General features: G+C 49.7%; 22 protein-coding genes and 1 pseudogene. 11 read left to right on the forward strand and 12 right to left on the reverse strand.

The window, feature by feature from the left end:
• Nucleotides 1-258 precede the first annotated feature (258 nt).
• Nucleotides 259-1254 (forward strand): WYL domain-containing protein, encoded by a 996-nt coding sequence (locus ABFD83_12245; protein ID MEN6357840.1) that lies wholly within the window; start codon nt 259-261, stop codon nt 1252-1254.
• 55 nt (nt 1255-1309) lie between these two features.
• Nucleotides 1310-1501 (forward strand): hypothetical protein, encoded by a 192-nt coding sequence (locus ABFD83_12250; GenBank protein ID MEN6357841.1) that lies wholly within the window; start codon nt 1310-1312, stop codon nt 1499-1501.
• A gap of 72 nt (nt 1502-1573) precedes the next feature.
• Here the strand turns inward: ABFD83_12250 and ABFD83_12255 are convergent, their stop codons facing one another.
• From ABFD83_12255 to ABFD83_12280, 6 genes are all read right to left on the reverse strand, one after another.
• Nucleotides 1574-3859: a hypothetical protein gene (locus ABFD83_12255; protein ID MEN6357842.1), complete on the reverse strand. Its 2286-nt coding sequence runs from the start codon at nt 3857-3859 to the stop codon at nt 1574-1576.
• A 373-nt stretch (nt 3860-4232) separates the two neighbouring features.
• Nucleotides 4233-5135, reverse strand: a complete 903-nt coding sequence (locus tag ABFD83_12260; protein MEN6357843.1) for a homocysteine S-methyltransferase family protein — start codon at nt 5133-5135, stop codon at nt 4233-4235.
• Between the two features lie 102 nt (nt 5136-5237).
• Nucleotides 5238-5864: an SGNH/GDSL hydrolase family protein gene (locus ABFD83_12265; GenBank protein ID MEN6357844.1), complete on the reverse strand. Its 627-nt coding sequence runs from the start codon at nt 5862-5864 to the stop codon at nt 5238-5240.
• Nucleotides 5865-6039: 175 nt separating this feature from the next.
• Nucleotides 6040-6918 (reverse strand): carbohydrate ABC transporter permease, encoded by an 879-nt coding sequence (locus tag ABFD83_12270; GenBank protein ID MEN6357845.1) that lies wholly within the window; start codon nt 6916-6918, stop codon nt 6040-6042.
• A complete protein-coding gene (locus ABFD83_12275; GenBank protein ID MEN6357846.1) occupies nt 6911-8113 on the reverse strand; it encodes a sugar ABC transporter permease in 1203 nt (400 codons plus the stop codon). The genes ABFD83_12270 and ABFD83_12275 overlap by 8 nt, the downstream gene beginning before the upstream one ends.
• Nucleotides 8114-8124: 11 nt before the next feature.
• Nucleotides 8125-9465 (reverse strand): sugar ABC transporter substrate-binding protein, encoded by a 1341-nt coding sequence (locus ABFD83_12280; protein MEN6357847.1) that lies wholly within the window; start codon nt 9463-9465, stop codon nt 8125-8127.
• 316 nt (nt 9466-9781) lie between these two features.
• On the opposite strand from ABFD83_12280, the gene ABFD83_12285 reads away from it, so the two are divergent.
• Together ABFD83_12285 and ABFD83_12290 are read left to right on the forward strand one after the other, a co-directional pair.
• Nucleotides 9782-14161 (forward strand): acyl-CoA dehydratase activase, encoded by a 4380-nt coding sequence (locus ABFD83_12285; protein ID MEN6357848.1) that lies wholly within the window; start codon nt 9782-9784, stop codon nt 14159-14161.
• 110 nt (nt 14162-14271) lie between these two features.
• A pseudogene (locus ABFD83_12290) lies at nt 14272-15339 on the forward strand (ATP-binding protein).
• Between the two features lie 7 nt (nt 15340-15346).
• Here the strand turns inward: ABFD83_12290 and ABFD83_12295 are convergent.
• The 4 genes from ABFD83_12295 to ABFD83_12310 all read right to left on the reverse strand — a co-directional run bounded on the left by ABFD83_12295 (nt 15347) and on the right by ABFD83_12310 (nt 18118).
• Nucleotides 15347-15757 (reverse strand): PIN domain-containing protein, encoded by a 411-nt coding sequence (locus ABFD83_12295; protein ID MEN6357849.1) that lies wholly within the window; start codon nt 15755-15757, stop codon nt 15347-15349.
• The gene (locus tag ABFD83_12300) at nt 15754-15993 is read right to left on the reverse strand and encodes a CopG family transcriptional regulator (GenBank protein MEN6357850.1); all 240 of its coding nucleotides are present in this window, start codon (nt 15991-15993) and stop codon (nt 15754-15756) included. The genes ABFD83_12295 and ABFD83_12300 overlap by 4 nt, the downstream gene beginning before the upstream one ends.
• 115 nt (nt 15994-16108) lie before the next feature.
• Nucleotides 16109-17401, reverse strand: coding sequence for a phosphopyruvate hydratase (gene eno, locus ABFD83_12305; GenBank protein MEN6357851.1), 1293 nt, complete (start codon nt 17399-17401; stop codon nt 16109-16111).
• 192 nt (nt 17402-17593) lie between these two features.
• Nucleotides 17594-18118, reverse strand: a complete 525-nt coding sequence (locus tag ABFD83_12310; GenBank protein MEN6357852.1) for a hypothetical protein — start codon at nt 18116-18118, stop codon at nt 17594-17596.
• Between the two features lie 288 nt (nt 18119-18406).
• Between ABFD83_12310 and ABFD83_12315 the strand changes: the two genes are divergently transcribed.
• From ABFD83_12315 to smpB, 3 genes are all read left to right on the forward strand, one after another.
• Nucleotides 18407-19159 carry a YebC/PmpR family DNA-binding transcriptional regulator gene (locus ABFD83_12315; GenBank protein MEN6357853.1) on the forward strand — a complete coding sequence of 251 codons (753 nt, stop codon included), beginning with the start codon at nt 18407-18409 and terminating at the stop codon, nt 19157-19159.
• A gap of 82 nt (nt 19160-19241) precedes the next feature.
• Complete coding sequence (locus ABFD83_12320) at nt 19242-19466, forward strand: hypothetical protein (GenBank protein MEN6357854.1); 225 nt, start codon at nt 19242-19244, stop codon at nt 19464-19466.
• Nucleotides 19467-19548: 82 nt separating this feature from the next.
• The gene (gene smpB / locus ABFD83_12325; GenBank protein MEN6357855.1) at nt 19549-20022 is read left to right on the forward strand and encodes an SsrA-binding protein SmpB; all 474 of its coding nucleotides are present in this window, start codon (nt 19549-19551) and stop codon (nt 20020-20022) included.
• A 248-nt stretch (nt 20023-20270) separates the two neighbouring features.
• Here the strand turns inward: smpB and ABFD83_12330 are convergent, their stop codons facing one another.
• On the reverse strand, nt 20271-20651 hold the full coding sequence (locus tag ABFD83_12330; GenBank protein ID MEN6357856.1) for a DUF2752 domain-containing protein: 381 nt from the start codon (nt 20649-20651) through the stop codon (nt 20271-20273).
• Nucleotides 20648-20926, reverse strand: coding sequence for a CD225/dispanin family protein (locus ABFD83_12335; GenBank protein ID MEN6357857.1), 279 nt, complete (start codon nt 20924-20926; stop codon nt 20648-20650). The genes ABFD83_12330 and ABFD83_12335 overlap by 4 nt, the downstream gene beginning before the upstream one ends.
• Nucleotides 20927-21250: 324 nt before the next feature.
• Here ABFD83_12335 and recF point away from each other — a divergent pair, with 324 nt between their 5' ends.
• The 4 genes from recF to ABFD83_12355 all read left to right on the forward strand — a co-directional run bounded on the left by recF (nt 21251) and on the right by ABFD83_12355 (nt 25159).
• Complete coding sequence (gene recF / locus ABFD83_12340) at nt 21251-22369, forward strand: DNA replication/repair protein RecF (GenBank protein ID MEN6357858.1); 1119 nt, start codon at nt 21251-21253, stop codon at nt 22367-22369.
• A complete protein-coding gene (locus tag ABFD83_12345) occupies nt 22366-22872 on the forward strand; it encodes a DUF721 domain-containing protein (GenBank protein MEN6357859.1) in 507 nt (168 codons plus the stop codon). Before recF ends, ABFD83_12345 begins: the two co-directional genes overlap by 4 nt.
• A 185-nt stretch (nt 22873-23057) precedes the next feature.
• Entirely contained in the window at nt 23058-23606 is a 549-nt protein-coding gene (locus ABFD83_12350) for a transposase (protein MEN6357860.1), read from the forward strand.
• Nucleotides 23607-23704: 98 nt separating this feature from the next.
• A complete protein-coding gene (locus ABFD83_12355; protein ID MEN6357861.1) occupies nt 23705-25159 on the forward strand; it encodes an RtcB family protein in 1455 nt (484 codons plus the stop codon).
• Nucleotides 25160-25302 lie beyond the last annotated feature (143 nt).

The raw sequence follows: 25302 nt of genomic DNA on the forward strand, positions 1-25302 counted from the left end.
TTCAAACACATCACTCGTATGATGGGTAAGGATCTCCGAATCCTTACCCAAGAACCAGTGCCGGATCTCCGAATCCGGCTATTCCAGCAAAGGTTACGGGGTTCGGAGACCCCGATTCGGCATTAAGATGACGATTCGGAGATCGTCACCTATCAGGCGTTCATGTTTTTGTAACTCGTGCGTTAGCCCTGCAGAACTGACATTCATGTGTTGACAGTTGTCATTATGCCTGCTAGACTGCGACATGAGGTGAGGAAATTGGCAAAATCCGCTCTGCTGATAAAGACAATAGAATTGATAAAACAGCAACCCGGCATTACAATCAATGGGCTTGCACGTCAACTGGGGCGGTCTGATAGGACAATCTATAGGTGGCTGAGTGAGCTGGCCGTTGAACTCGCCACACCGGTCTACTGCAGTGATGGCGGCTATTTCCTGAACGACCTGTGCTCAGATGACACTCTATATCTTAATGCTGAAGAAATATTGGCTTTGAAAATGAGTCTTAAGTCCTCGCCGTTCGGCCAAACGTCACCTATCGGCAAGTATGCGCAGTCTGCCTGGAAAAAGATTCGCGACGCTGTTTCATATGACGGATTGGTAGCCGCGCGTGATATGGCGGAAGTCCATCGCGTTCATGTGAACGCGCCTCCCTTTGATATCGGTTCGGACACCCTAGAAAGGTTAGAGACCGGGTTAAACAAGCATCATCGCCTGCGTGTAATATACTCCTCTCAAAAAAGCAATGCCGATAAGGAATATATGATCGATCCGTATGCGATAGTATTTAGAAAGCACAGTTGGTATATTATTGCAGCGAGCCGCGAACATGGTAAGGTCAGACAGTTCAAACTGGCGCGTTTTCGCAGGGTAGTGGATACAGGTGAGATTTTTGAAGTGCCCAAAGATTTCAATGTCGATGAGTATTTCCGGCTGAGTTGGGAGGCCTGGGCGGGCGGCGAGCCTACTGTGGTCAAGGTCAGGTTTTCTCCAAGAGTCGCGCGAATGATCACTGAATCAAGGCGGCACCCTACGCAGATCGTTAGGCCTCAACCGGATGGCGCCGTGGTGTATGAGGTGTGCGTTGCAGGGATAGAGGAAATAGCAATCTGGATAATGGGCTACGGCAAGGACGCCGAAGTCCTGGAACCGAACTCTCTGAAAGAATACATAATGGAGCATGCCAAAGCTGTGCTTGCGCTTTATTCGGACGCCGAAAAAAAAGTCGAACAATTTGTGGGCGGGCTGACATAGAATGACAGTCTTATTGGATATAATGCAGAGGTATATTTAATCAGGCAGGTGTGCAATGAAATATCTTTCAGACGACCTCGTGCAATATCTGCGATCCAATAAGTTGGGGCAAAGACAAAAAGCCTCGATCCGCGAACTTGCTTCGCAGTGCCGGCAAAAACATGTCAGCATTGCGGAATACACCGATCAATATGTAAAGCGAACACTTAAAATTTCAGATTCCATCAATAGATCACTCAAGACATGACGCAGAGCCCGAAGAAAATAATCTTCGGGCTCTGCAGCTATCACTTTTCTACCCTCCTCTATAGTTTGTTCGTTAAGGCGAATATGGTACAGTCGGAGTTGTCGCTGGAGCAGGTTGGCTCGGCGGCACGTTTGGAGTCAGGTATCCGTTATCAGTGAACGTGTTGAAGTCAACGAACGCATAGTTTGCATTGATCTGCGAAATGACATCAACCAGTTCCTGACAATTGGTCAGACCAACACTTGCCGGCGATGCTCCTCCAAGGACCAGATAAGCGTCATTGAGTACATTTCCTACTTTTCTACCCTTGTAAATCCCACTGGTTATCGTGAACTTCTCCAGGTCATAGCCGGGTGTTCTAGGCATCAGCCTGCGGTCGTTGTAAGCAATGTTCATCATCAGCGCAATAGTCTCACCGGCAAGCGACCCGGCAGGTGTCGTGCTGTAAGGGCTGTCGTAGCTGTAGTCTAACTTTCCGCATGCTCCGGTCTGCGGCAGGAACATGCAAAGACGCGTTAGAGAGCTGGTTGAGCCGCTGTACGTTATTGTCTTGCCCTTGCCGACGACCATTTTATTGGTAAGTATCGTGCCGTAATAGCTAAATGTTGCAAAGGCTTGGGGGAATTTGTTGTAAATCATTCCGCCCGGGATGATAGTGTTGTTCGGATCGCAGAAATCGTGCCACCCCTGCTGAGTAAACGTCACCGGCAGATAGCAGCGCCTGTTTGGTGTTGTTTCTTTCACACAGAAGTCTACTCGCACATCGCATCCCGGCGGTAGTGTTACCTGGACAGATCCACCGGATGCAAGTATGAATGACTTGAGTCCGCTGCAATTCTCGCTGCAGTATGCAATAACCTCCCACGCCTGCGTAGTCGGGTTCGGCAGCGCCGGTGGTGTGAGTGTATACACACCGGACCTCAGGCCTTCCGATTCCACACTGATCTCCGGAACCTGATAGAGGAAATACCCACTGGGCAGTGGATTGGCATTGACGGATGGCGTCGGATATACGAATCCGTCTTTTGCAAGGTCTACGATCGGACTAGGAACGAACTTAGACGTATCCGGGCAGAACAGTCCCCACAGCCGCGAGGGTTGATGGTTCCAGAAGTAGTTGCAGCCATATACCTGATTGCTAATATCAGGCGGCGGTATGGTTATTACCAGTTCGTGCGGATCCTCAATAGGAGGGAAGTTGATATTCGGGCACGGCCACACGCTTGTTGCAACTGTTCCAAAATACTCACCCGGCCACGGTGCGAGTTCACCGTCTGCAGGGATTGTGTCGCATTCCGGCGGATCCGGAGCAGGGTTATCCATCTTGATAACAAGGTCGCTCTCCCACTGGAACGGGCCAAACGAGAACGATCCGTCAGGGTTGGTAACTGTCGGGTTGACAAAGGCCGGCGATGGGTTTGTAACAAGCGTCACGCCGTCAGCTTTGTATAAAGCAACGCTCACTCCCCCGATTCCTTCCTGATCCGGCTGGAACGGGCTGATACACGAAGTCGGAGGGTCAGGCTGAGCCGCACAATTGGGAGTAGGCTCCCACTCCGGAGGGTTGGGTGGATTAGTGTATTGAGGGCTGGTCCAGGGCCAAGGTGCCTTATCCAGCAGTTTAAAGCCGGCAATATTCACTGGCTGCCAGTTTCCGAAGACGACATCGTCATTTGTGCCCGGTGACAGGTTTACGGTAATCGGATTAGTCGCTCCATCAGGCGCAGTCTTGACCCATCCGGGCTGAACTGTTTCTCTGATGAAGTATTGAGTTGTGCCGGTGCAATCGACGGGGACGATAAAATAGTCGGTGCATCCGCTATCATCAGTCGTCTTCATATCCACGACAATGCCCAGCGGTTTTTCAACTGTAAACGTCCACCCGGCAAGTCTCGGTTCGCCGAGGTCTTCGTGGCCGTTTCCATTGAGATCAAGGAATTTGCATATCTTAAATCTGGCTGATGGAGTAACCAAAAAAGCCACTCGCGACTCATCCTCGATCTTGCGGGTAAGAGGCGAGCACCAGTTCGAGTAAAATCGAAGGCGTCCATAGTAGCACCCGCAGGGCTGCCCGTCCGGGTTCCAATCGAACGAGTTTACAATAGATGTCGGTGCGCATTCATAGTTTTGCGTCACAATCGGCGTCTCACTGGGGTCAAGAATCTCAAATGTGTAAGGCGAACTGCAACTTGTGAGATAACTGATTGTCCAGTTGAACGTGATTGAGTGCGCGCCATCGTTGAGCACTGAAGACGGCGGCGCCGGAGTGCGATAGAGACACACTCCCGGTTGGGTCTGTGCTGTTGTGCATAGAGCCAACAGTGCAAGACATAGCGTGATGAATTTTAAGTATCGCAACTTGATCTCTCCCTTCCAAATAGTGTGGAGTTGGGTTTGGCGGTGCGCTTTTGAGGAAGCTCGCAGCGACCGGCCAATAAATACTGTCTTGGAGGCATATACCCAACGACAAATAGGCTGTAAACAATCAGTCGCCAATAGAATTATATATAGTCCTGGCTGTCGATATAGTATCGCAATTAGTGCGAACATTGAGGCTGGCAGCTATATATTACAGACTCAAAAGGCCTGGCGAGCGTGCTTTATGTGAAGAATACGTGAAGTTGTTTCTTGGTGAGAGCAAATAGTATTATGAGAGACACATTGAGGTGGATATAACCTCCAGGTAGAGATACCTGGAGGAATCAAGACTAAACTTGAAGGGGTAAATTGCCTATGCACCACTATCTATTGCCTGTTTTGCAACACCGGCTATTGCCCGAATGTGATCGGGTGTGGTCCCACAGCATCCACCGATAATATGTGCTCCGGCGCAAATAAGTTCGGTAACGTGCGCGGCCATATTTTCCGGAGTCGCCTTAAAGATAGTCTTACCGTTCTCGAAAACCGGCTTTCCGGCATTGGCTTGAATCATAATAGGAATATCAGGCAAGGCTTCACGAATCTGCCTGGCGATCTCTACCATATCTTCAATGCCGTTGCCGCAGTTTGCACCGACTACATCAGCGCCTGCCTCAGCTACCGCCTTTGCCGCATCAGCGGGTGTCGCTCCCATCATAGTCCTAAAACCGCGAGCACCCGGCTCAAATGTGAAAGTGCAGATGACAGGCAAGTCGGTATTTTCCTTTGCGGCTTTTACGGCTTGAGCTGCCTCGATCGCAGACATCATCGTCTCAATACAAAGGGCATCCGCTCCGCCTTCTGCGAGAGCAATGACCTGCTCTTTGAACGCGTTATAGAGGTCGTCGTTGGATGCATTGCCGCCCTCGTCGTAAGGGATCTGCCCGGTGGGACCTACAGATGCGGCCACGTAGCCCTTTTCTCCCATAGCCCCTTTCGCTATCCTAGCGGCAGCTATGTTCATCTCGGCGACTCTATCCTCAAGCCCGAACTCTTTCTGCTTATAACTTGTGCCGCCGAATGAGTTGGTCTCGATGATGTCACTTCCTGCCGCTATATATGACTCGGCAATGGCTTTAACTATATCAGGATGCGTGACGGACCACAACTCGGGCGATTCACCAGGCTTCAGACCTTTTGCCTGTAAAAATGTGCCCATCGCGCCGTCTGAGATCAGTATTTCACCTGCGGCGATTCTCTCAAGCAGTCTTTTCATCTCGTCCCTCCGATATCCTGATATTTTTCTTCTTCTGCTTTCCAAGCACCGATTATGTGTTTAAGCCAATCAAACAATCCCATTTATACATCCTCAAGGATGTTAGAGTATCCCCAACTCCTCCACAGTATCCAGCCACTGCCTCGCTATCAAAGCATGACCATATAGCGTGGGATGAACACCATCCGCCGCCCAATATTGAGGCTCCCTCCGGCATATGGCCTGAGCAAATATTCCATCCAGCGGTATCAGAACTGCCTTAAATTCCCTGGCAAGATTTCGAACCACTTGAATCTTGGGGTCCAGGTCTTCGCGCCAGGCTAGACGGTCTTGAGGATAAGGCAGCACGAACGGATCCATCATAACAATAAGAGCATCGGTGTTTTCGCGCGTGCGAGTAAGTATATCACGGTAGCCCTGCTCGAACAAATCGGCAGACGTCGGATCATTGCTGTCATAACGGCGCCAGGTATCGTTGATCCCGATCAGTATGGAGACCACATCTGGTTTGATATCTATGCAGTCTTCCTGCCAGCGCTCCTGAAGGTCTCTGACTCTGTTACCACTGATACCCCGGTTTACAAAAACTACTCTATCTTCAGGATATTTAGCCCCATATGCCGCGGCTATCATCATAGGATAACCCGGGCCGAGATCGGCTGGGTTATTATAATCTCTTCCGCAATCTGTTGTGCTATCTCCCTGAAACAATACTATCGTGTCTTTCATAGCTTAATCCCTTGCTTATATAGTTCTGAGCGTGCGTATTATTACGCCCATAAGGTTGTTAAGCGTTCTTATCAAAAATCCCTCCAGGCAAGATACACTGGAGGGATACTAAATGCCGAGCGCTTACATTGCTAAACGCCCGGCATTCATAAACTGAAAAAACGCTTCCGTCGACCTACCTGCCGCCAAAGCCCGACATCTTGATTCCTTCGACGAAGTATCTCTGGTTGAATACAAACAAGAGGATAACAGGGATAACAACCATCATTGATGTGGCCATCATCTGAGTGTAATTGGTTAAGTTCATTCCAATAAAATAAGTAAGGCCGATTGGAATGGTACGCAACTGCTCTGATATCGTGACAACTAAAGGCCACATGAAATTACCCCATGACCCCATGAAAGTGAAGGTTGTTATAGTGGCAATAGCTGGTTTTGAAAGAGGCACTACAACATTGCGCAAAATTCCGATGTACCCGCAGCCATCTATCTTCGCCGCATCCTCAAGCTCGCCGGGCAAACTCATAAAAAACTGCCTGAGCATAAACGTTCCGCCTGCGCTGAAAATGCCTGGAATAATCAATGATGAGTATGTATTGATAAGGCCCAGATGTTTAAATATTACAAAGACAGGGATCATAGTGACTGATCCGGGGATCATCATAGTCGCCAGATAAGCCAGGAAGAGCCTGTCTCTACCCGGAAAGCGAAGCCTCGCAAACGAGAACGCAGCCATTATACTGGTTGAAACCTGACCCACGGTTACGCATACGGCAACGAATATGCTGTTAAGATAAAGTCTCGGCAGATTGATAGCATTCCATGCATCCGGATAGTTTCCCCACCATGCTCTGACCAGCTTTCCATCAACCATTGTATCGTGCCAGAAAAAGTGGGCGGGAAGCCATTGGATCCCACCCGCAGTTGAGAAAACCTCCCCAGGCTGCTTGATCGACGTACTCAACATCCACAAGAATGGAATGGCCATAGTGATGGCGCCTAAAGTCAAAATAACATACAAGATAATTTTAGTGCCTAGTCCCAGCTTATTCATAGTTCACCAACTGCCCGCCTATTTTCCAGGTTATCATAGTCAATATGAACACCACGATAAAGATAAACCATGATATGGCAGATGCATATCCCATGTTGAAATTTTCAAAAGCGGTGGTGTAAAGATAATACTCGAGGGTTGTCGTGCTGCCGACCGGCCCACCTCCGGTCATTATTTTAGCCATCATGAATCCACCCTGGAAACCTCCGATAATACCCATGATAAGGTTGTAAAATGTTGTCGGACTTATCATAGGCCAGGTTACAGACCAGAACTTCTTCCAACCACCGGCACCATCTATTTCAGCCGCCTCATACATAGACCTCGGGACTCCCTGCAGCGCCGCCAGATAAAGAATCATGCCGAAACCGCCGATGCCGCCCCAAATACCCATAAATATCAGAGAGGGTTTTGCCAGACTCACCTCACCAAGCCAATTAGGCGGAGTACCCATAAAATTGCCGATCGATCTAAATATGACATTCCAGGACATAGCAATCAGAATGTAAACCGCTGCTCCCGCAATAACTACGAGAGTCTTATAAAGTGACTCATGCCAGTAAATTTTCAGCTTTTCACATATCCAAAGCAAAAGACCAAGCACAGCCGCTATCGCGCCTATGATCAGCAGGCCGAGCACTACTGCACACAAGAGTGTAAAGAGCAGGGCAAGCGGCTTAGAGGCATAGATTACGCTGCCGGCATTGCGAATAAACTGGTTCAAGAGTCCGACTTCGGAGTTGAAGAGGTACTTCCATAAGATCAACAGCGCCACACCGGCGGAGACCGACGGAAGGAAGTATATAGTCCTGAAAAACACTACTCCTTTGATCTTCTGGTTGAGCATCAGTGCGAGTATCAGATTGCCGGCCATACCCAGAGGAATGCCGATCATGAAGAAGACGGTGTTGTAGAGATATTGCCAGAAAAACGGGTCGTTTGCGACCAGGTGGCCGCTGTCATGACGAAACCACAACAAACTCCTAAAGTTATCCAGCCCGATCCACACCGGCTTCGAGAAGATGTTCCAGTATGTAAAGGCCATATATAGCGACACTAATACCGGGATCGCAGTAAATATGGCAAACCCGATGAAATTGGGCATCAGAAAACCATAAGCCGCAACAGTTTCGCGAAAAGCATTACCCGACCAGTTTATCTTCGATCTTTTCTTTGGTTCGTTTTTCTTAGGCACTGCAGAACCTCTCATTTCAAGAAGTTAGGATTCGCCAGGTTGCGGCGGATCACTTCATTTATCTTCTTTGCGATATTGTTACAGGCTGCTTCCGGAGTCTGATCGCGAAGCCACATCTTGTCCAGCTCGGCGTTAGTAATAGCAGCCTGATCAGCACCGGAAATATATGGTGACCACTCGATATCACGGCCAAATTTTAGCTCGTCTATAAAGAGCTGGTTCTTTGTCTCGTTTGGATACTTTGGGTTATATATATAGTCTTTTATTATTTGCGGAGAGTTGCGAGCCGGAAGACCATCCGCGTAATCCGATATCAGTTTCTGATTTTCCCTGCCCAAAATATGACGAAGGAATTTGAGCGCAGCTTCTTTATGCTTGCATGTTTTAGGAATTACGTAGCACTTGCTGAGAAATGGCGCGACCGTATATTTTCCCCTAGGATAAGGCGCAACATCCCATTCCAGACCTTTTTGCACTCGAAACTGAGGTATCATATACCTTCCGGTGATAACCATTGCAGCCTTGCTCTGTGCAAACAGTAGAAATGCGCCGCCATAGCCACCCATCGAGGCCATGCTTCCCGTCTCCTCGCCTGTGGGAAGCACATGATACTTCATTCTCAAGTCATACCAAAATTGAATACCCTGCTTGCATTCTATAGAATCCATCAGGCAAGTTTCGCCATCAGGGCTGAAGAACCTGCCGCCGTATTTCCATATGAAGATGCATGGTATGTTATCGATATACATGCCCTTCTGGATTGCAATTTTTCTACCGTTTATCACCTTATATATGGTAAGCTTCTTTGCGGCTGCGACATAATCGTCCCAGGTCCAGCCCTCTTTGGGATAAGGCACTCCGGCCTGCCTGAAAAGCTTTTTATTATAAAACATGTACATGTTGCCGCCGTTTTCAGGAATGCCTACAATCTTGCCTTTATAATAAATGTAGGGCTTTAGCTGCGGCCAGAGCTCATTAACTGGGATTTTATACTTTTTTACATATGGTGTAAGATCAAGCAGGAGGTTGTTTTTAGCAAATTTATCGAGTTCATCTAGGGTATACATCGTCATAATATCAGGGGGGACGTTTCCGGCAAGCTGAGTAAGTAGCCTTTGGGGTGTTGCCTCCGGATCATTTATGACATGAATATCGGGGTTCTTCTTCTCGAAAAACGCTATGGTTGTCGGCCTAATCGGATGCGGGTCGACTACCCAGCGTATATTTGTTATTTTGCTCGAAGACGGCTTTGCAGTGGTTGATAGGTATATACCTAAAACTATGAGGAGAACCAGACCTGCAACCGGCAGTGTTCCTTTTATAAATGTCAGCAATGCTTTATTGATTTTCATATTCACCCTAACCCATTGCTCTCACAGCTATGAGGCAGTTGTCTATCTCAACGCTATATGGTTTTCCAGCTTTACATATACATCGTGTCCACGTGTGGATGTGTACAAATGCAATAGCATCGAAGCCATGATAACACATGAGATTGTAGATATCCAGCAAACAGTTTTATCATTTTTCAGTATTGTTACATATGCCTTGACTGTAGCAAACAAGCGCAATATACTACAGACGTGAGAGTATCTCAGGTTTGGGTAAACTCCAACCAAGCCTTTTCCAACCCCTCTGGCAGGGCGACGCAATAGGAGGGCATTTCCTATGTCTATAAGAATCGGATTCGACGTTGGGTCGGATACGGTAAAAACCGTCATCATTCGCGAGGATGAATCGATAGAGCCGCTGGAGATCACGCGTATTCAGGGGCAGCCGATAAGGCGCGTCAAAGAAATCCTCGAAGGTATCTGCTCTAAAACGAGCGGCAAGGTTTATATGGCAGCGACCGGCGGCGGCGCCGGAACTTTGAAAGAACTGATCGGAATTGATGCCATACACGAGCCGAATGCGCTCGCTGCAGCAGTGGACAAACTCTACCCCCAGGTGCGCACAGTAGTGGAGATGGGCCGGGAGGCTCAAAAATATCTGCTCTTTGAGCGCGACGCGGTAAGCGGCAGGCTGCTGGTTGAGGATTCCAACCTCGGCAACAAATGCGCGTCAGGCAGCGGGTCTTTTCTCGATCATATGGCAAAGCGGCTCAATTACTCATCGATTGAGGAGTTCGCTCAGGTTGCTCTCGAAACCGAAAGCCCCGCAAGCCTTTCGGGCCGCTGCGCTGTTTTTACCGAGTCGGACATCACGCACTTATATCAGAAAGGAACCCCACGCAATCGAATCGCGGCAGGTATCCATCAGGCTATCAGCCGAAACTATCGCTCGGCTATAGCGCGCGGCAAAGAGTTTCGCGATAAAGTCGCTTTTATCGGCGGTGTATCGGAAAACCCTGCTGTGGTGAAATATCTTGCCGAAGAACTCGGGCTCGGCGCGAGGCTCTTTGTTCCCAAACACAATCGGACCCTCGGAGCCATTGGGGCGGCGCTGAAAGCTGAGTCGATGGTTGACATCCGGGACGCTGTAAAAATACTGGAAGAGCACCTTAAAAAACCAATCGAATACCCAGGCGCGGAGCCTATCAGACTCGAAAAGTCCGAGATCCAGTGGAAGACCAACAAGGGCGATCTCAGCACTTCGATCTCAGAACTCAGTTCTGGGCTTCCCCGCGATATTGAGCGCGCAGCGCTCGGAGTAGATATAGGCTCAGTGAGCACAAAGGCAGCGGTTGTCACACAGATAGACGGCAAGTTTTATGTGCTGGCCGCATATTACCGCCGCACGGACGGCGACCCGCTGGCGGCTGTCCGCGACACTCTTGCAAAAATCGATCAGCAGCTCAAAGACGCAGGATTCAACATAGGAAAGATATCCGCAGCTACTACGGGCAGCGGGCGCTACCTCACAGGTGATTACATAGGCGCGGACCTGATCAAAAATGAGATTACCGCTCAGGCATCGGGCGCATTTGCGTATGCCGAAGACGTCGATACAATTTTTGAGATCGGCGGTCAGGACAGCAAATATATCCGCCTCGACGGCGACGTGATAATCGACTTTGAGATGAACAAGGCATGCGCAGCCGGCACTGGCGCTTTTCTTGAAAAGCAGGCTGCTCGGCTTGGCGTGCCGCTGGAAGACTTCGGTGATCTGGCAATACAAAACACTCGTCCGCCCGACCTGGACTGGACGTGCACGGTCTTTTCCGAATCTGCCATGGTCTATTATCAGCAGAACAATGTCCCCGCAGCCGACCTGGCTGCTGGGATCTGCCTTGCCAGTGTCAAGAATTATCTCAACAAAAACGTCGCCAGCCGAGATATAGGCGGCAAGATTGCATTCCAGGGCGCAGTGGCATTCAACAAGGGCATGGTCGCGGCGTATGAGACTGCTCTTGGTCGAAAGATAGTTGTCCCCCCGTATCCGCACATCACAGGTGCTGTGGGCGCAGCGCGGCTGGCGTATCTGGCAAACCCGGAGGTAAGCACTTTCAGGGGGTTCGACAAGATCGCTGAGACTGAGTATGAGATCACATCGTTTGAGTGCAAGTCGTGCGCCAACCGCTGCGACGTCAACACATTCAAGATAAAGGATGGCCCAAAGTACTTCTATAACGACCGCTGTGAAAAATATAGCGCCTTGCAAAAGAAGAACCTGGGTGAGCACCTGCCCGACCTGTTTGCTGAGCGCGAAAAGATGATGTTTGAGATAGGCAACAGCAGCGCCTCTGCGGGAGTCTCGCCCTCTCTTCCCCAACACCCGACACCCAACACCCAACACCTAAAAGTGGGTGTTCCGCGGGGGCTGATGTTCAGCGAACTCTTCCCGTTGTATAACGCATTTTTGAGTGAGTTGGGCTTTGAGGTGGTCGTCTCCGATCAGACAAACAAGCGAATAGTCGAAATGGGATTGGATGTCGCTATAGGCGAACCTTGTTTCCCGTTCAAGGTCGCGCATGGCCACTATATGGACCTGATCGAAAAGAACGTCGATGTGATTTTCGCGCCGCGCATAATTTCGACCGAGCAGCCGAACTCGAATATGCGGCAGGCTCAGACCTGCCCGTATCTGCAGGCTGCGCCGGACGTCATATCATCATGCGTGGGGGTGACTGAGCGCGGGATCAAACATGTTTCACCCGTGCTTCACTTCAAGCGCGGTCGCAAACATCTGGAAAAGGCATTTGTGCAGGCCGGAAAAGAACTGGGTAAGAGCGCAGGTGAATCCAAGGCAGCACTGGAAGTCGGACTAAAGGTTCTCAGCAAGTTCAGAAAATGGCAGGAAAAGCGTGGAGCCGAAGTGCTCGCGACTCTTGCCCCTGACCAGATGGCCTTTATTGTAGTAGGGCGTCCGTATACCCTATGGGACCCCGTCGTCAATATGGATATCGGCAAAAAGATTCAGGATATGGGAATCCTTGCGATACCGCAGGACTTTTTGCCGCTTGAAGCAGCCGATATCTCCGATCACTGGCCTAACGCCTACTCGCGCCAGATTCAAAAGAAGCTGATGGCCGCACGGCTGATTCGTGAGGATTCTCGCCTAAAGGCCGTGGTGCTGACATATTTTGCATGCGGGCCGGACTCATTCGGCAACCCCTTCTTTAAGGACGAGATAGGCGAGCCGTGCTATATGATGCAGATTGACGAGCACACCGCCGACGCAGGGGTCATCACCCGCATCGAAGCATTTGCCGATACGGCAAGTAAAGGCGCCGCGAAGAAGTCTGAGCAGATAAGAACCACCGATACGCCTATTGTAAACCTGCATGGGCGCAGGCTGTGGCTTCCATATGTCAACGAAGCCGCGCCTCTCCTTGCGTCGGCGCTCAGAGCCTATGGGGTGGACGCATACGCGCTTCCCAAATCTCCTGATCCGGCCTTGAACCTGGGCCGGAAGGCCATATCGGAAGACGTCTGCCTGCCGGCTCTCGTGACCACTGAAGATATCATCTATCGTCTGCAGCAGCCTGACTTTGATCCGGACAAAGAAGCATTCTTCCAGGGCAACTCCGAGGGGCCATGCAGGTTCGGGATGTACAGCATGCTTCAGCGCAGGATCCTTGACAAACTGGGCTTTGAGCAGGTTCCGATAGTCACCCTTGGCAGCAAGAGCGAAGACGGTGGGCTTGGAGTATCGTTCCTGGTGCTTGGCTGGGATATGGTCGTCTGCCATGACCTGCTCTTCAAGATGGTGCAGCGCACCCGGCCTTACGAGATCAACAAAGGTGAGACCGACAGGCTCTTTGAATACTATGTTCAGAAACTTATCGACATGGCGCCCGAATGCAGGAAGCGGATAGAGTCCAACAAACTCTCCGTCTTTTTCAACACGAAGCATCTGGACTTAATGCAGGAACTGCTGCATCGGGCGCAGGAGGATTTCGACAAGATCCCCAAACGCGCAGAGGACAGGCTGCTGGTAGGTGTGGTAGGCGAGTGGTTAGTGCGGCTGCATGAGCGCGCCAACCAGAGTATACTTCGCAAGCTTGAGGCCGAAGGCGCCGAAACATGGCTTGCCCCGATGAGCGAGTTTTTCTTCTACGCCATCTATATAGCAAAAGTCCTCTCGAACGACGTCATGAAGGATGTGGGAATCAGCTTGGACGGGATCAAAAACCGCAGCGGGTATTCGTTCTATTGCAAAATTGCCGCACGCGAGGAGCATGCGTTATACCATGCGACCCTGCCTTATCTGGACGGATACGACGATATCGGTCCTGAAGAGGTCGTCCGCAACGGCTCCGAATACGTTAACTACAATTTCGGTGGTGAAGCTATCTGCTCTATGGGCAAGAGCGAAGACTTCACCAAGCGCGGCGTGGCAGGCATAGTGAGTGTGATACCGTTCAACTGCATGCCCGGCAACACTGTAACAGCCCTGAGCCAGTCACTGCGCAGGCGTCACAATAACATACCGTTCCTGAACCTGGATTATGACGGGTTTGTCGACTCATCACGCGATGCGAAGATAGTCAACTTTATGTGGCAGGTAAAAGAGCGCTACCAGGGTCAAAAGCAGGCCCGCCGCGAAGCCGAGGAGGCTCTGGAGCTTTCGAGTGTTGAAGGCAGGAAAGGCGGAAGTGCGGAATAAGATTCCATTGAGTAAACAAGATGATTCCAAAGCCACTTAACGACATAACAAAAGCTGATATTGATTTCCTTGTTGATCAAGCTACTTCTGAATGACGAACGCTTGATTATAAGCTAACGCTTCCTGGAAATTCAGATAAGGACAAAGTTTCTTTTCTTGCCGATGTCAGCGCCTTTGCAAATGCTGGCGGTGGAGACTTGATATTTGGGATAAAGGAACGCGATGGTGTTGCTGAATCTGCACCCGGGCTTGCCAACATAGATGCCGATAAGGAAATGCGCAGAATTGAAGATATAGCAATGCGTGGTCTCGATCCACGCATACTCAATATTCACTCAAGAGCCATTGCAGGTTTTTCAGATGGACCTGTTATACTTATGCGCATTCCCAAAAGCTTTATGTCACCCCATGCGGTTCTGCAGCCGAATGGCGATTGGGTTCGTTTTTATACAAGAAGCAGCCGTAACAATCAGATATTGGATATTCCTCAGATTCGCTCTGCTTTCTTAATGTCCGAGAGCTTATCAGACCGTATGCAAAAGTTTCAGCGTGAACGCTTGGCGCGAATTATCGGCGGGGAGACGCCAATTCCACTACCTGAAGGTGTGAAGCTTGTCATCCACGCACTGCCTTTCACAGCTTTTGATCCAACTAGTCAGACTGATATTGCACGAGCAGCAGAGAAACTCTATGGGAATATTAAGCCACCCTTCTCTTTTGACTGGAACGGCTGTTACAACCTTGATGGCTATCTGGCTTTTGATAAATGCAATTATGCTCAGATCTACAGGAAAGGCATTGTAGAGGCTGTCGGTTCTTACAGAGCAATAAATGAAAGCATAAATAAAGACTCTCTAGGAGGAACATGCATAGAGAAATCGATACTCTGTGCTTTGGCTGATTACCTTGATTGTCTAAAATTACTGAGTATTGAACCACCTATTTCTTTAATGCTCGCTCTACTGAATGTAAAAGACAAGTTTTTCGTAAACTCATACAGCGAACCACCTGCTAGAATTGATAGGGGTTTGATGATCTTACCAGAACTGACAATTCAAGATATAGATACATCTGAGCTTGATATTTTGCTAAAACCCACGCTAGACATCCTTTGGCAATCATGTGGATACCAGGAATCTCCAAACTATGATGAGAACGGACGTCACATAAGCAGATAGATGTCCTTCATGTTTGCTGCCCAATCAGTTCATAACCCCTCTCCCTAAAATGCCTGTCATATGCAAACACCCTATCAACCTTGCGCCGCCTGATGACCTCAAAGCTCACACAATCAACTAGGCTAGGTGACCGGTTAGATGATGCAGCGTTAAGAACTGAGACAGCAGTATTATGAAGCTGCTCATCCACCCATTCGACAGATAACACCGGGACCATGTTCTCTGAGAATTGGCATGCAATTGCAATACCGAATCGGCTGTGCAATAATGCCGTGGTTTCTACGATTACGTAGTTAGACGTAATCACTTCCTCATCTGAGTTCATCAACCCAGTCCATATGGCTGAGGCAGATTTGTTTCGAGGATCAGCGCTGTCGAAGATGGCAAGAATGGCGGAGGTGTCGATGAATACGCTCACTGCGTATAGGCCTCCTCCAGATAACGGTCGTGGTTCACCGACAAATCACCCATCTCTGATTTGACGCAACCTATCACATGCAATGCTCGCTGTCTTGCCTCAAGTGCAGATTGCTGCTTCAATGAAGTATCAAGGGCATGACGAATATACTCAGCCATTGATATTCCCATCTGAGCCGCAGCGCGTTTTGCTTGTTCCGCCTGATTTTCAGTTAATTGAATTTGGGTCCTAACCATGGCGCACCTCCGATTACAGTATACCACATGTGTGATTACATGACAGCAAAACTAAAAAAACCGGGGCACAAATCGCGCCCCGGCTCTATTTCTAATTACTTTTAACTACTAGAAGTTACCTCTTCACGTTATAAAACGCCTTGATCCCCGGATACCGGGCGACGTCTGCAAGGTCCTCTTCAATCCTGATAAGCTGGTTGTATTTGGCAACGCGCTCGCTACGTGCGGGTGCGCCTGTCTTGATCTGACCAGCGTTCAGGGCAACCACCAGGTCGGCGATGAAGGTGTCTTCAGTCTCGCCCGATCTGTGGCTCACGACAGCAGTCATGTTGTTCTTCTTGGCCAGCTCGATAGTGTCGAGAGTCTCGGTAAGTGAGCCGATCTGGTTCACTTTGATCAGGATCGAGTTGGAAGCTCCCAGTTCGATACCCTTCTTTAGGCGCTCGACGTTGGTCACGTAGAGGTCGTCGCCGACTATCTGGACCTTGTCGCCAACGCGCTTGGTAAGAGCTACCCAGCCGTCCCAATCGTCTTCGGCCATGCCGTCTTCGATTGATATGATCGGATATTTGTTGACCAGCGATTCCCAGTAGTCGACCATTTCGGCAGAGGTGCGCTTGATGCCCTCGCCTTCGAAGTTATAAACTCCGTCGTTGTACATTTCGCTGGCGGCAGGGTCCAGAGCAATCATAAACTGCTCGCCCGGCTTGTAACCGGCCTTCTCGATGGCTTCGAGAATAACTTCAATGGTCTCCTCGGAGTTCTTGAGGTTGGGAGCAAAACCGCCCTCATCGCCGATTGCAGTCGAAAGGCCCTTACTCTTAAGGACTTTTGCAAGGTTATGATATACTTCGGCGCACATTCTCAGAGCATCGACCCAGCAGCATGCTCCGACCGGCATGACCATAAACTCCTGAATATCCACGGTGTTGTCGGCATGCTTGCCGCCGTTCAAAATGTTCATCATAGGAACCGGCAGATTCTTGGCATTGACTCCGCCCAGATAGCGATAAAGAGGCAGGCCGAGCGATTCGGCAGCGGCCTTTGCGCAGGCAAGACTTACACCCAAGATCGCATTTGCGCCTAGTTTGGACTTGTTCGGGGTTCCATCAAGATCGAGCATTGTTTGGTCGATTGCAGCCTGCTCGGTAACTGGATAGTTGATAAGCTCAGGAGCGATCAGTTCGTTGACATTGCGCACGGCGTCCATAACGCCCTTGCCCAAAAACCGGGTCTTGTCGCCATCTCTCAACTCAAGAGCTTCGTGAGCGCCGGTGGATGCGCCGCTTGGCACGGCCGCGCGGCCCATCGTGCCGTCGTCAAGCCAGACTTCGACTTCCACGGTCGGATTGCCGCGTGAGTCGAGTATTTCTCGTGCTATGATTTCCTCAATGGATGCACTAAACATGGTTCACCTCGATAGTTCGTTGTGGGGCAGTGATTTTCAAAAACCCACCAATTATAACATGGCAGGCGGCCAACATGGAATGTTTCGGGTATCAATTTACCCACATGACACGGCATTTCCAACTATTTGGAGAAGAAATACCGCGAGCTGGGCTATGTGAGTCGCGTCATAGCCCAACCCGCAGCGCGGAGTTCATTTCTTTCTTGTTCGATTCACTTCGCTCAGGTACACCTCGTACCACCCCGCGTATTCTCCCTCTTCGTAGGCCGCTCTTACCTTGCGCCTGGCGGTTCTAAGCGCTGCTGCTGTCCTTGACGTAGACAAACCAAGGTTTGCCGCTATATTCTTGATCGTCAAACCTGCCACACTCAGCCGGAAGACAATCTCTTGAAAAGCCGTTACTTCACTTACGCCGATAAGATCATCCAATTGGCGCTCGAATATATAGTCCATCACTTCAGCCGGCACGGCATATTCATCGATTTGAGGCAGACGGCGATTCTCATCGCGAATTTTTCTATCAAGCTGGACCTGCGTATAGGCACCGGTATTGTACCCAAAGCCGACTGCCGTGGACAGCATCGTATTCGCAACATCCTCAAGGTCGATGAGGCCTTCCCTGGCCGCAAGAAGCAGGATATCGAAATTGATATTTTGCGATGAGGTTTTCTCGTGTGTTCTATTGTTGACTACTGCCAATGGAAGAGCATTACTCAAGATTAGGGCCTCCTTATTAGTAACATTAATGAGAACGTTTGTTCGATAGCAACCTAGTATAATATACCATGTTCACCAATAGTGGTCAACCGTTTTTTAGGATTTATCCCAAGTTTTTTTTCGCATTATTAATCGCGTGGATCGACTGATAAAACAGCAGGTTTTGACAAGAAGTTGACCTAGACTCGTTTTTGCGTTATACTACATCAGGTTTGGGCTTGGTCAGTCCGACCTTGTGTGATTGACCCCCTCTCCCCGCAACCAATACTCCCGAGGTGAAAACATAAAATGTCAGGTCATTCCAAATGGCATAATATAAAACTGCGAAAGGGCAAACAGGACCTACAGCGCGGCAAGATATTCACTAAGCTGGCTCGCGAAATAATCGTCGCAGCCAAAGAAGGCGGCGGCAATCCCGATTCGAACCTGCGGCTGAGAATCGCAGTCCAAAAGGCACGAGAAAACTCCATGCCCGCCGACAACATCAAGCGCGCAATCCAGCGAGGAACCGGCGAGATTGAGGGAGCCAACTTCGAAGAAATCACCTACGAAGGCTATGGGCCAGCAGGAGTAGCTGTACTTGTTCCATGCCTTACCGATAACCGCAACCGAACTGTTGCCGAACTCCGCAATATATTTTCCAAGACAGGCGGAAATCTGGGCGAAATGGGTTGTGTTGGCTGGATGTTCGATCAAAAGGGTATGGTCCAGATACCAGCAGATAAATCGGACGAAGAGAGCGTTATGATGGCGACCATGGACGCAGGCGCTGAAGACATCAAAGAAGAGGAAGATGTCATCGAGGTCATATGCCCGCCGGACGCTTTGGCAAAAGTCCGTGACGCCTTGACTGAAGCCGGGATCGAATTTACCTCTGCCGAATTGACGATGATTCCTAAGAGCACAGTCCGAGTTGAAGATATCAAGGGAGCAAGCCAGATTCTTCGATTGATGGATGCGCTGGAAGATAATGACGACGTCCAGAATGCTTATGCAAACTTCGATATCCCTGATGAAATTCTCCAAGAAGCTGCAGGATAGTATAAAGCCAAGTTAAATATTTTTGGCATGATGCGAACCGTTCAGCCTTTTGTGTCGTCAAATAGTCGGGACGGTGAGCACTATGATCAAACTGCGAGTTGAATGGCGCTACAGGTGCCAGGATTGTGGAACTGAACTTGTATCCGATTTCTTTGCCGACTCAACGGAGGGTTTGTCTTGTCCCTGGTGTGGCAGTGTGTGCCCGAACGCGCGCAGCATCTGTGATGATGAGATCAAGAACCACATTGAAAGGGTCGTAAGGGAGACGGAGCAGAAAGCAAACGGGATAATAACTGCACGAAGTTAGCTATCATTTTTTATAATATGTTTACCAAGAGCCGGGAGCCAGTCTCCCGGCTCTTGGCGTACCGTGATATAATAGTGCGATTATGGCGAAAGATAAAAAGACAAAACCCCAGGACGTTTCGATCTCCAATCGTAAGGCCTGGCATGAATACTTTATAGATGATCAGTTCGAGGCCGGGATCGTGCTTGTCGGCACTGAGGTTAAGTCTCTGCGTTTGGGCAAGGCGAGCATAACAGAAGCGTTCTGCAAGATCGAAAACGGAGAACTATGGCTCCATGGAATGCACATCGCGCCGTATGAGCAGGGTAATCGCTACAACGTAGACCCACTGCGCCCGCGCAAACTGCTCATGCGTAAGGCGGAGATCGAGAAGATCAACCGCAAGCTTCAGGAAAAAGGCTTTACACTAATACCTCTTAAGCTCTACTTCACTCGCGGCTACGCTAAGGTGAATGTCGGCCTCGGTCGCGGCAAAAAACTCTACGACAAGCGCGAATCCATTGCGACCCGCGACGTAGAGCGTGAGCGCCGCCGCGAAGAATCTTCAAGAATGTAGACACACTGTTCTTCCACATTGGCTGGGGAGGCAAACTACGTCGCGTCTGCTGGGCCCAGGGTTCACTGCCCGAAAAAGATAGGACCATCTCTGCTGTCAAATGAGTCTGCGGACTCATGGCCGGCTGGCTTCTTGCGGCTACAATCATTATGGATGCACTTGGAGGGTCGGCACGGCTAACGGAACAGACAGTGATTCGCGCTCACCCCTGCAAACGACGGCAAACCGCCGACCCCCGAGCATCCTCCTCAATGCGGCGCCAGCAGCGAAAAAGGGAAGACGGGTATGTTGCGGGCTGCCCAAAAGATCATCATGCTTGCCAGGACTATCCAGGCTGCACGATTGGACATTCTGACTTGTTGATGCGCAATTATCCGGATGAATGTTGTCAAGCCGATTAGTGGGATAATGACCATCATAAATACGTTGAGGCGAATGGCTGCGACAATGTGTCCGGCTGCCATTTCATTGGCAGCCCTGGTCAAACCACAGCCGGGGCAATATAACCCGGTAAGCAGATGAAACGGACAAGGCGGCAGCCACCGGCTCACTTTTGATATGCAGCATATCAAAACGACGATGCCGATAACCACCGCCCCAAGTAGTGCGAGTGATGATCTGTATCTCATATCCTCCTGGTCGGGCCAGGCATTGGAAATGGATAGTTGCCTATTCCATGCGTAAGCACCCAGGCAATACCTATGATGAGATTAATTACCCATACTCCAATTGCAACAAATATCATTATCTTGGCTAGGTTAGCGTCGGCCATCGCGCCTTGATAGTCACCCATCCGCTTCTTGCCGTTTGCCTGTGAGGACTTTACTATAGCAATGATGCCGAATGGGAGTGCAAATATGGAGCAGCACACTGACAGCACGGTAATCACTATTGACCATATCATAAGGTCGGGCACCGGGCGAGGTGGAGCTGCTGTCGGGTCAAAATACTGTGGGGGGCCAGGGGGTGGTTGCTGAGAATAGACTGGCGGCTGTGGAGTTTGGACAGGTGGTTGTGATATTGCAGTTGTACTCTCACCAGCCAGATCCGCACCGCAGAGTGCGCATTTTACTGCATCATCTTTATTTTCCCAATTACACTTCGGGCATTTCATTTGCATAAAGCCCTCCCGTAATGACGATTGTACAGCTTGCGCGTATAATATCAAACTGATAAGATTTACGCAAGAGCTAAAGCTATTTCAGACAAGTTTGAAAAATAGATAGATATGCATATTAATACGCTAAACCTGACGAACTTTCGCAATTATGAGAATCTGGAGATAAAGCCTGATATCGGCCTGAATGTGCTCGTCGGGATGAACGCACAGGGCAAGAGCGCTGTCCTGGAGGCGATTTATCTGCTTGCGACGAGTAAGTCTCACAGGACTTCCCGCGACATGGACCTGATCCGGCTTGGCGAGGGTGTCGCATGGGTATGCGCCGAGGCAGTGCGCTCCGAAAGAAATGACGTCATCCTGGAGATTGCGCTGAGCCGGACTGAAGCTAAGACGGTAAAGATAAACAAAGTCAAGCATCTTAAGATAGGCGATATTGTTGGCCAGTTAAATGCTGTCATATTCAGCAATTCGGATATTGAGATGGTCCGCGGCGAGCCGTCTCTGCGGAGAAGGTTCTTAAATCTTGAGATATCTCAGGTAAGCCCGCAGTATATATACGCCCTGGGCAGGTATAAGCGAGTTCTGAGCCAGAGAAACAACCTCCTTAAAGAAATAAAGTCGAGCAGGCTTCAGAGTGCGGATATCGACGCATGGGATGGCCAGTTAGCTGAATACGGAGCTGTAATAATATCGCGAAGAGCTAAGTTTATTAGTTTTCTGGCAGAATCGGCGGCCAGGATATATTCATCTCTTACCGATAACGCCGAAGAGCTAAAGGTTACATATAAACCGAATATAGATGCCGGATTGAAGTCTTCAGAAAAAGAGACAGCGGCGAAATTCGCCAAAATACTTATTGCCAGGCGGGAGATGGACATTATGCGCGGGACCACTACTTCGGGTCCTCACAGAGACGATATATCTTTGAGTGTTAACGGACTCGCGGCCAGAGAGTTCGCGTCTCAGGGCCAGCAGAGGAGTATTGCTATAGCGCTCAAGCTGGCTGAGATAGACCTTATGTCTCAAAGTGTCGGGGAGAGCCCTGTAGTGCTGCTGGATGATGTGATGGCCGAACTCGACGATGCCAGGCGCGCAAGAGTTTTGGAAGTGACCCTGGGCAGATGCCAGACATTTATCACGACCACGTCTCTTGATGAAATAGGCAGGTCGGGGGTCGATAGAGCCAAAGTTTTTGATGTCAGATCGGGTAAGGTGGCAGCGAGATGAGAAGACCAATGTTTAGGGGCGGCGGTATAAGCCGGCTTGGCGGTATATTGAATGCTTCACTCGATGATTTGGGTATTCGCCAAAAGGTAATGGAGCAGCAGACAATCGCGCGGTGGGCTGCGGTCGTGGGTTCAAATATCGCCGCGGCGAGCATGGCTGATAAATTACGCGACGGAGTGCTTTTCGTATGTTGTAAGAGCAGCACATGGGCAAATGAGCTTTCTTTTCACAAAGAACATATCATTAAGAAGCTCAACTCGGCAGCAGGAAAGAAGATTGTAAAGGACATCAGGTTCACTGCCAGGGGATATCGCAAGATAGTCGAATCCCGAAAAGATGAGGACACCAAGCTTCGGGGTCTGGATAAGATAGAGCTGGATAAAGAAACGTCCGAGATAGCTGAAAAAGTCGCCTCTGTTGCCCCATCACCCGAGCTTGCCGCAAAGATTCAAAAAGCAGTGCTGACGAGCAAGAGGTTGGAGAAGGTTAAGAAGGGGAATTAAATCACATAAGTTGGTTATATCCCTCCAGGTAAGATACCTGGAGGGATCGGAGGGATTGAAAATATCAGTGTCTGAAGGACACTTTATGCTTTACCCTTGTTCGGGCAGATTTGCAATCTGGCCCGCAGAAAGCCGGATGGCATCTCCTGATGCCACAACTTATCACTTATAGGAGAACCTAACAAATGCGAAGATACCGCATATTTGAAAAAGGCATCACTCCGCATTTTATCACATGGACGATAACAGGCTGGCTTCCGGTATTTCTGTCGGATTCTTACTGCAGCATAATAACAAATAGCCTGAAATATTGCAGACGAGAAAAAGGTTTGCTTGTACACGGTTATGTGATAATGCCGACCCACATTCACGCAATTGTTTCAGCTTCTGTTGGCTCGAATTTATCGGATATCCTTCGTGATACAAGGAAATTCACCGCTAAAGAGGTAGTTAGGCGTCTGATTGATGATGGAAATAAGCTATTCGATTGGTTCTTTAGAGATTCTGCAAAAAAGGATGGTAGACCGGAAGGAAGTTATAAGGTGTGGGAGGGCGGATTTCATCCTGAAGCTTTGGAATCAGAAAAATTCGTAATTCAGAAGCTCGAATATATCCACCAAAATCCTGTGAGGAAAGGTTTGGTTGAGAAGCAAGAGTATTGGAAATACTCAAGCGCTGGTTTCTATATCAACAATATTCAAGAGCCACTGGATTTTGATAGGTTTGAATTTTGATCGTTACGTGTTGGCATCAGAGATGCCATTTTGCCCTTGTCGGCGCAGATTACAAATCTGCCCGAACAATTACTCCTGGTAAAAGATTGGATCAAAAAATGGCTGACAAGTGGTCTCAAATACTCCAAAAGATAGATGATTTTCGCTGGAGGATCCCGCAGTCGTATAAGTCCGGCATGCGCACTGAGGGGATAATCTACTCCAGCGAGAAAATGCTTGTGAATTTGGATGAGTCACTTGAACAGGTGGCCAATGTAGCGTTCCTGCCGGGCATTGTCGGCGCGTCGATGGCTATGCCCGATATCCACTGGGGTTACGGCTTTCCCATAGGCGGGGTCGCCGCAATGGATTGTGAGAGCGGCGTGGTCTCCCCTGGTGGAGTAGGCTTTGATATCAACTGCGGCGTACGTCTGCTTCGCACTGATCTCACTTTGGATGATATCAAGGGCAAGATAGGCGACCTGATAGACCAGCTCTATATTAATGTGCCCTCAGGGGTCGGCAGCGAAGGCAATATCAGGGTCGATGAACAGGAACTCAAGCAGGTGATGGTCAAGGGCGCCAAATGGATGGTGGAGCATGGCTTCGGCTGGGCTGAGGACCTCGAAGCAAGTGAGGAGGGCGGCGCAATATCCATGGCCGACCCCGGCAACATCAGCAAAGAGGCTATAAAGCGCGGTCGGCCCCAGATCGGGACCCTGGGCGCTGGAAACCATTTTCTTGAAATCCAGGCAGTAGAGTATATCTATGATGAGGATGTAGCCGGTGTCTTCGGGATTACGGAGCCTGGTCAGATAACGGTCATGATCCACACGGGCAGCCGGGGGTTCGGCCATCAGGTCTGCCAGGATAATCTCAATGTGATGCAGCGCGCGATGATCAAATACGGCATATCTCTTCCGGACAGGCAGCTTGCCTGCGCGCCGATAAAATCCGAGGAGGGGCAGGCATATCTTGCATCCATGGCATGCGCGGCAAACTTCGCCTGGGCGAACCGGCAGGCGATAGCCCACTGGGTGAGGGAGAGTTTTGAAAAAGTGATGGGCGCAGGCGCGCATAAGTTGGGGATGAGCCAGGTATACGATGTTGCTCACAACATGGCCAAGATCGAAGAGCATCTTGTGGATCACAAGATGAAGAAGCTCTGCGTTCACCGCAAGGGGGCTACCAGAGCTTTCGGACCGGACAACCCATATGTGCCGAAGCAGTATCGCAAGGTCGGCCAGCCTGTGCTAGTGCCGGGCGATATGGGCAGGTATTCGTTTTTGCTGGTGGGCACCCAGACTGCTATGAATCAGACTTGGGGATCGACTTGCCATGGCGCGGGCCGAATGATGAGCCGCCATGAGGCTGTAAAGAAGATGCGGGGCCGTCAGGTGCAGGATGAGCTTGCCGAGCGCGGGATATTGGTGAAGGCCAAAGGCCGGGATACTCTATCCGAAGAGGCGTCTTATGCATATAAAGATGTGGCGGATGTAGTCGGGACATGCGACGGTGCAGGCATTTCAAGATTGGTAGCAAAGATGAGGCCCCTGGGCGTGGCGAAAGGATAATCTCAATATAGCGCTATAGGCTCTATGGCGGAGTAAGACTAATAGTTCCTGAGGGTGATGTACAATGGGCAATATCCATACTAGGGCAAAAACTTGAAGGATTGTCGGTGTTTTACAACTAACTCATTGCTGATAGTTACGAT

It is taken from the genome of Armatimonadota bacterium (assembly GCA_039679645.1).
Taxonomy (GTDB): domain Bacteria; phylum Armatimonadota; class UBA5829; order UBA5829; family UBA5829; genus UBA5829.